Below are 6,079 nucleotides of genomic sequence, written 5' to 3'. Positions count from 1 at the left end.
AGCGATGCACGGCCGCGACGCGGCGGGGCTCGTCGCCCCGGCGCAGACGCTGAAGACGGAAGCGGCCCAGTTCGGCGCCGAGCCGCTCGCCGACCTCGCCGAAGAGATCGAATATACCGCCCGCCGTTCGCTCGAGAACCGGCTGTTCCCGGACGAGCTCCTGCCTTCGGTGGCGAAGCTGCGGCCGCTCTACCGGCAGACGATCGAGTTGTTCGAGAAGGAAACCAACCCGCTCGCCCAGCGCCGCCAGGGCGGGGCCCGGGTGGAGGTGGGCAATCAGGAATTCGGCCGCATCTGAGGCGGCCCCGCCGGGACCGGCGGGACAGGTTACAGGCGATCAGGCTGCCGGCGCCGGCCAGTCCGGCTCCTCCTTCCCCCGGGTCATCCAGAGCGAATAGACGATGCCCGCGAGGATGAGCGCGAAGGTGACGCCGAGGCTCAGCAGCGGCGGGAACTTGGCGCCGCCCATCAGGAAATCGGAGACGAAGATCTTCGCGCCGATGAACACCAGGACGAGCGCGAGCGCATATTTCAGATAGTGGAAGCGGTGCACCATCGCCGCCAACGCGAAATAGAGCGCGCGGAGGCCGAGTATGGCCATGATGTTCGAGGTGTAGACGATGAACGTATCGGTGGTGATCGCGAAGATCGCCGGCACCGAATCCACGGCGAACACCAGGTCCGCAAGGTTGATGACGACGAGCGCCAGGAAGAGGGGCGTCGCGGCGATCGCCAGCCTTCCGGTCTTCGCGTCCGGCACCTTCACGAAGAAATGCTGGCCGTGGAGCTCCGGCGTCACCCGCATCCGGCGTGAGATGAACTTCACGACGGCGTTGTTCTCCACGTCCACCGGCTTGTCGCCGGCGAACAGCATCTTGATCCCGGTGAAGACGAGGAACGCTGCGAAGACGTAGAGGATGGCATACCATTGCTCGACGACGGCGGCCCCGACCGCAATCATGACTCCGCGCAGCAGGATGACCGCGACGATGCCCCAGAGGAGGGCGCGGTACTGGTACATCCTTGGAATGGCGAAATAGGTGAATATGAGGCTGATCACGAAGACGTTGTCGGTCGACAGCGCCTTTTCGATGAAGAAGCCCGTATAATATTTCATGCCGAGATCGGCGCCCTTCTGCACCCACACAAAGGCTCCGAACAGAAGCGCGATGGCGATGTAGAAGGCGGAGAGCTTCAGGCTTTCGGCGATGCCCATCTCCCGGTCCTCCTTGTGGAGGATGCCGAGATCGAAGGCGGTCAGGGCGAGGACGAGGCCGAAGAAGGCGAGCCAGAACCATAACGGGGTTCCAAGCCAGTCGGCGGACAAGAATTCCATTTGGCGGGTCCAATCCTGTTTGATGCTGATCCGACATCACGGCCGCTCGTGCGGCCGCCAGAGGGGCCCGGATCGGTGAAGACAAGGTGCCGCCGCCGGGAGGGATCGGTCCGGCGGCGGCGGCTCGTCAGCCTTGCTCGCGCTCGCCGAAGAAGGTGAGCAGGAGCTGGAAGAGGTTGACAAGGTTCAGGTAGAGCGAGAGCGCGCCCATGATGCCGAGCTTCTCCGCATGCTCAGTCCCGGCGAAGGCGATATAATCCGACTTCGCGCGCTGCGTGTCCCAGGCGGTGAGGCCGGTGAAGACGATCACGCCGGCGATCGAGACGATCAGTTGCAACGTCGACGATCCGAGGAAGACGTTGACGATGCTCGCGATGACGACGCCTACCAGGCCCATGAAGAGGAAGGTGGTCCACTTCGACAGGTCGCTCTTCGTCGTATAGCCCCAGAGGCTGACGGCGAGGAACATCGCCGCCGCGATGAAGAAGGTCCGGGCGATGCTCGTTTCGGTGAACACGAGGAAGATCGACGCCATCGATACGCCCATCACGGCCGCAAAGGCGAAGAAGGCGGTTCTCGCCGAGCCGACGCTCATCCGCTCCATCCGGAAGGAGAGGAAGAAGATGAAGGCGAGCGGCGCGAACATCGCCACCCACTTCAGCGGCGTCCCGAAGATCGGCTGGTAGAGCGCCGGCGTGGAGGCGACGAGCGCCGCCACGACTCCGGTAATCACGAGACCGAGCGCCATATTGTTGTAGATGCCGAGCATGTGCCGCCGCAGCCCGGCATTGAACGGGATTGCGGACTGGCTGTAGCTCTGAGCCGTGTTCAGCGGACGGTTCATATCGCCGCCCTCCGCTTCGGCAGCATCAGCCGGTGGAGCCGGTCCTTCACCTTCAGCTTGAGCTTCTTGAGGCGGAGCAGCCGGAAATGATCAGGGAAACGGCGCCTTAGCTCGCTCCTGATCTCGTCCTCCAGCCGGCGGTGGACGATTGTGAGCCTGTAGATAAGTGGGTTCATAGCCTCTCTCCAAATCGACATTGCATCGATCGGGTCGGCTTCGATGGGAGGGGAATGACCGCCTGAACCTGCACCGAGCTAACCCGATGCGGTCCGACATCACGGTCGTCCTGAGACGGCCGCCAGAGGGGCCCGGTCCGCGAATGGAAGAATAGGAATCGGCGGCCGCGGCGTCAATACGGCCATTGGGAGAGGGTGCAGCCGGCCCGCTTACTCAGCCCGCTCAGCGGCCTCGTCCGGTTCGTCGGTCGCGGCGGCATCCTGGAAATAGGGCTCGACCTCCCCCGAAAGCTTGATCGTCATCGGCTGGCCATGGCGGTCGCGGCTCTTGCCGGCAGCGACGCGGATCCAGCCTTCCGAGACGGAATATTCCTCGACGTCCGTGCGCTCGCGGCCCTTGAAGCGGATGCCGACGCCCCGGCGGAGCGTGTCCGCTTCGAAGTGCGGGCTGCGCGGGTTGAGGGACAGGCGGTCGGGCGGTGTGTCGGACATTCGTCTTCTCGAAAGCAGTTGCTGCGCGCCTCCTTAGGGTCACCGTTCTTGACGTGGAAGCGGAAAGAGCACGCTCCCGAGCGTCGCACGCGCGATGCGATCAGCGCAGCTTAGCGATCTTGATGCCGTCCTGCTTGGCCCGGTCCTGCACCGATTCCTCGCTTCGGGTAAGCGCCTTGGCGATCGCCTTCAGGCCCATGCCCTTGGAGGCGAGGGTCTTCAGCTTCTGAAGCTCCTCGCTCTTCCAGGGCTGGCGGTGGCGGACGAAATGCTCGGCCATCAGTCCTTCGCGATCGTGCCCTTGGTGGAGGGGTTGGCGGCGATCGTCTTCTTCACTTCCTTCTTGGGCTTGCGCGTTTCCTTGTTCCCGCGAACCTGTCCCTTGGCCATCGTTTCTCTCCTAAGCGTTCCAAGCGATCTTAGTCTGGGCCGGCGCGGAGGCAAGCGAAGCTTCACGAACCCGGCGCATCGGGACCAGTGAACCTATTGGGCAAAATTCTTCTTGCACAATAGGATTTCGAATGTTCTACTTCTGTTCTGAACGGTCGTGGAGGGAGTGGAATATGTCGGGTGCGCTTGCCGAAGCTGCGGCGCCGGAGAGGGCGGAGGATAGCGGCCTCGTCATGTCCGCGCGGCTCAAGGCGGTGCCTGCAGCCGGACGCGCCGCATCACCTGTGGATGCAGTCGCGGCGGTCCTATCGTTACCCGACGAGCAGCTCGACTACGCCCGGGCCAAAATCGCCTTCGACCGGATCGTGGATCCGACGGTCGATGAGGATGCGGTGCTGGCGGAGCTCGACGGATTGGAGCGCGCTGTCCGGGCCTTTGCGGGGATCGACGCGGACGGAGGCGCGAAACTCGGGGCCATTCGCAAACTCCTCCATGAGAGCGGCCCATGGAATGATCATCGCCCCTTTTCCTACGATCAGTCGGATCCGCTCGGTCACCACATCCCCAACAAGCTGCTCCACGTCTACCTTGGGAAAAGGCGCGGCCAATGCGTCTCGATGCCGGTCCTGTTCCTTATCCTCGGAGACAGGCTCGGCCTGGACGTCGCGCTTGCCACGGCACCGGAGCACTTCTTCGTCCGCTATACCGGTCCCGACGGCCGCGTGCTGAACCTTGAGACGACGAGCGGGGGGCATCCGGCGCGAGCCGAATGGTTCCGCAAACACCTGCCGATGACCGATTTGGCGATCGAAAGCGGGCTCTACATGCGCAGCCTGAGCCGCCGTGAAGGCGTCGCGCTGATGGCTACCACGGTCGCGGAACATTTGCGGGAAGAGGGGCGATACGAGGAGCTGATCGCCGTCTGCGGGCTCATCCGCGAGAGCGATCCGCGAGCCGGAATGGCAATGCTGATGCAGAGCTGGGCCTACGGCACGCTGCTGCAGCGCGAGTTCGAACGGAAATACCCCGTCTCGTGCCTCGTCCCCGAACGTCTTCGCGCACGCCGGCTCCTGCTGATGGAGCGCAACAACTCACTCATGGAGGCTGCGGTCGCCCTCGGATGGCAGCCAGCCGACTGATGTTCAATTTTCAGATTTTGAAAGAAAGGAACGGCGAATGTTTTTGAACCCTACATCAGCGGACAGGAACCGGACGGTCCCCCTCCGCCGCAGAAGCCGCTCCGCGGACCCATATCGCCCCTACGGCCGCTTCATGCAAGCGGACCCGCTCGGTTACGACGACGGCATGAACATGTACGCCTATGTGAAGGGTGACCCGGTGAACTTCACCGACCCCACGGGTCTTGAGACTCAGTGCGTGTCGTTCCGGGAGAAGGGGTCGGTTACCGTGGACGCTTCGGGCAATCCAGTCGTGCAGTTGGGTTCGATGCGTGAGGTCTGCTGGAACAGCGGTGGAGGCACGGGCGGCGGTGGCGGGAATGCCGGCGGTGGCGGCAGTCAGCTGCAGCCACCTTCAGATTGTGGCTCGCCAGGCTCTAACGATCCTAACTGCAACATCGTCGTGACCGGGAGGCGCGACAGGTCTGCCACACGAAAATTAGCTCGATGTGCAGCGGATCAATTTGGGCTTACCACGCTCCTAGGGGGTGGATCAGTTGCTGCTGGTCAACCAGTTCGGGGTACTAAGCGATTCGTAACGCCAGGCAGCTCATCAGGAACATCATTAGCTGGCTTGGCAGCGAACAAGCTATTCGGGAATGCAAGGTTGCCTGGCCGCCTTCCAACTGTGGTCGGTGGAACTCCTGGTAGCCGGTTGCGCATAGCATATACTAAGAGTGCGGCTCGGTTTGCCGGGCGAGCTGTTCCGGTTTTGGGATGGGCACTGCTGGCTTATGATGTTGCAAGCATTGGCTACTGCTTCTCCCAAGGAGATTGACACATGGGTTGGTTGCTAGAAATCATCCAGCTCCCACTCCGTCGAAAGCAGAGATCTGCCTTGAAGAGCAGATATGACGTTACCAAAGACTCGTTCGTTCGGAGCATGGCTGATGACCCGCTAGACGAAGCGGTGGCAAGTTTCATTTGGGACTTCCTTGTCGACGCAGCCGTCGTGATCGACTTCAAGCCTCTCCCAGACGATAACTTTCTGAGAATGTACGGCCTCGCTGAGGAAGATTTGGACGATGATCTCATATTAAGAACGTTTGAGAACCTCCAGTTGCCACCCCCCAGCTCATCCACAATCGAACAAGTGGGCGAGATCAAGTGTCCACAGGACATAATGAGGCTCGTGCGGCTTTCACGATCTCAATAAGAGAACAGCTCTTAGAAATTCCTGGAAGCGATAATGAACTGGCCTGTTGCGTAGTGATTGGCCAAGACGGTTTGATTGGACCTCACCATCAGCCGCGCCCGGCGCGTCCCTGCGGGGCGGCGACTAAATCAGACGCGGACTTGTCCGGGTAGCGGCTCAGCTCGCGATCCGCGAGCGGCATGGCAATGCTGATGCAGAGCTGGGCCTACGGCGCGCTGCTGCAGCGCGAGTTCGAACGGAAATACCCCGTCTCGTGCCTCGTCCCCGAACGTCTTCGCGCACGCCGGCTCCTGCTGATGGAGCGCAACAACTCACTCATCGAGGCTGCGGTCGCCCTCGGATGGCAGCCAGCCGAATGAGATGAATTTCAGATTTCGACAGGAAGGAACGGAAAATGTTTTTGAACCCCAGGGACAGTAAGCGGGCGATCCCCCTCCGCCGCAGAAGCCGCTCCGCGGACCCATGCCGCCCCTACGGCCGCTTCATGCAACCGGACCCGCTCGGATA

9 protein-coding genes and 1 pseudogene are annotated in these 6,079 nt (G+C 62.1%); 5 read left to right on the top strand and 5 right to left on the bottom strand.

Annotation, left to right across the window (positions count from 1 at the left end):
- A pseudogene (locus VF662_RS11335) lies at positions 1–298 on the top strand (Hpt domain-containing protein); the annotation flags it as partial.
- A gap of 39 nt (positions 299–337) precedes the next feature.
- On the opposite strand, the gene VF662_RS11330 reads toward VF662_RS11335, so the two are convergent.
- The 5 genes from VF662_RS11330 to VF662_RS11310 all read right to left on the bottom strand — a co-directional run bounded on the left by VF662_RS11330 (position 338) and on the right by VF662_RS11310 (position 3,128).
- On the bottom strand, positions 338–1,336 hold the full coding sequence (locus VF662_RS11330) for a TerC family protein (protein WP_464141160.1): 999 nt from the start codon (positions 1,334–1,336) through the stop codon (positions 338–340).
- Positions 1,337–1,463: 127 nt separating this feature from the next.
- The gene (locus tag VF662_RS11325; RefSeq protein ID WP_464141158.1) at positions 1,464–2,180 is read right to left on the bottom strand and encodes a Bax inhibitor-1/YccA family protein; all 717 of its coding nucleotides are present in this window, start codon (positions 2,178–2,180) and stop codon (positions 1,464–1,466) included.
- Complete coding sequence (locus VF662_RS11320) at positions 2,177–2,356, bottom strand: DUF465 domain-containing protein (RefSeq protein ID WP_464141156.1); 180 nt, start codon at positions 2,354–2,356, stop codon at positions 2,177–2,179. Before VF662_RS11320 ends, VF662_RS11325 begins: the two co-directional genes overlap by 4 nt.
- Positions 2,357–2,566: 210 nt before the next feature.
- A complete protein-coding gene (locus VF662_RS11315; protein WP_464141154.1) occupies positions 2,567–2,848 on the bottom strand; it encodes a DUF3297 family protein in 282 nt (93 codons plus the stop codon).
- Positions 2,849–2,948: 100 nt separating this feature from the next.
- Complete coding sequence (locus VF662_RS11310; protein WP_464141152.1) at positions 2,949–3,128, bottom strand: hypothetical protein; 180 nt, start codon at positions 3,126–3,128, stop codon at positions 2,949–2,951.
- A 283-nt stretch (positions 3,129–3,411) separates the two neighbouring features.
- On the opposite strand from VF662_RS11310, the gene VF662_RS11305 reads away from it, so the two are divergent.
- From VF662_RS11305 to VF662_RS11290, 4 genes are all read left to right on the top strand, one after another.
- Positions 3,412–4,377 (top strand): transglutaminase family protein, encoded by a 966-nt coding sequence (locus VF662_RS11305; RefSeq protein ID WP_464141150.1) that lies wholly within the window; start codon positions 3,412–3,414, stop codon positions 4,375–4,377.
- A 37-nt stretch (positions 4,378–4,414) separates the two neighbouring features.
- The gene (locus VF662_RS11300) at positions 4,415–5,194 is read left to right on the top strand and encodes an RHS repeat-associated core domain-containing protein (RefSeq protein WP_464141148.1); all 780 of its coding nucleotides are present in this window, start codon (positions 4,415–4,417) and stop codon (positions 5,192–5,194) included.
- A gap of 3 nt (positions 5,195–5,197) precedes the next feature.
- Positions 5,198–5,572 carry a hypothetical protein gene (locus VF662_RS11295; RefSeq protein WP_464141146.1) on the top strand — a complete coding sequence of 125 codons (375 nt, stop codon included), beginning with the start codon at positions 5,198–5,200 and terminating at the stop codon, positions 5,570–5,572.
- A gap of 179 nt (positions 5,573–5,751) precedes the next feature.
- Positions 5,752–5,931, top strand: coding sequence for a hypothetical protein (locus VF662_RS11290; RefSeq protein WP_464141144.1), 180 nt, complete (start codon positions 5,752–5,754; stop codon positions 5,929–5,931).
- Positions 5,932–6,079 lie beyond the last annotated feature (148 nt).

Source organism: Allosphingosinicella sp., assembly GCF_036387215.1.
Lineage (GTDB): Bacteria > Pseudomonadota > Alphaproteobacteria > Sphingomonadales > Sphingomonadaceae > Allosphingosinicella.
Note: the sequence above shows the minus strand (reverse complement) of the source record. Positions and strands in the feature narration are given on the sequence as shown.

What these genes read in the sequence shown, in the direction of transcription:
- VF662_RS11330 (WP_464141160.1), bottom strand. Translation starts at nt 1,336, where the DNA reads ATGGAATTCTTGTCCGCCGACTGGCTTGGAACCCCGTTATGGTTCTGG.
- VF662_RS11290 (WP_464141144.1), top strand. Translation starts at nt 5,752, where the DNA reads ATGGCAATGCTGATGCAGAGCTGGGCCTACGGCGCGCTGCTGCAGCGC.
- VF662_RS11305 (WP_464141150.1), top strand. Translation starts at nt 3,412, where the DNA reads ATGTCGGGTGCGCTTGCCGAAGCTGCGGCGCCGGAGAGGGCGGAGGAT.
- VF662_RS11310 (WP_464141152.1), bottom strand. Translation starts at nt 3,128, where the DNA reads ATGGCCGAGCATTTCGTCCGCCACCGCCAGCCCTGGAAGAGCGAGGAG.
- VF662_RS11315 (WP_464141154.1), bottom strand. Translation starts at nt 2,848, where the DNA reads ATGTCCGACACACCGCCCGACCGCCTGTCCCTCAACCCGCGCAGCCCG.
- VF662_RS11295 (WP_464141146.1), top strand. Translation starts at nt 5,198, where the DNA reads ATGGGTTGGTTGCTAGAAATCATCCAGCTCCCACTCCGTCGAAAGCAG.
- VF662_RS11300 (WP_464141148.1), top strand. Translation starts at nt 4,415, where the DNA reads ATGTTTTTGAACCCTACATCAGCGGACAGGAACCGGACGGTCCCCCTC.
- VF662_RS11320 (WP_464141156.1), bottom strand. Translation starts at nt 2,356, where the DNA reads ATGAACCCACTTATCTACAGGCTCACAATCGTCCACCGCCGGCTGGAG.
- VF662_RS11325 (WP_464141158.1), bottom strand. Translation starts at nt 2,180, where the DNA reads ATGAACCGTCCGCTGAACACGGCTCAGAGCTACAGCCAGTCCGCAATC.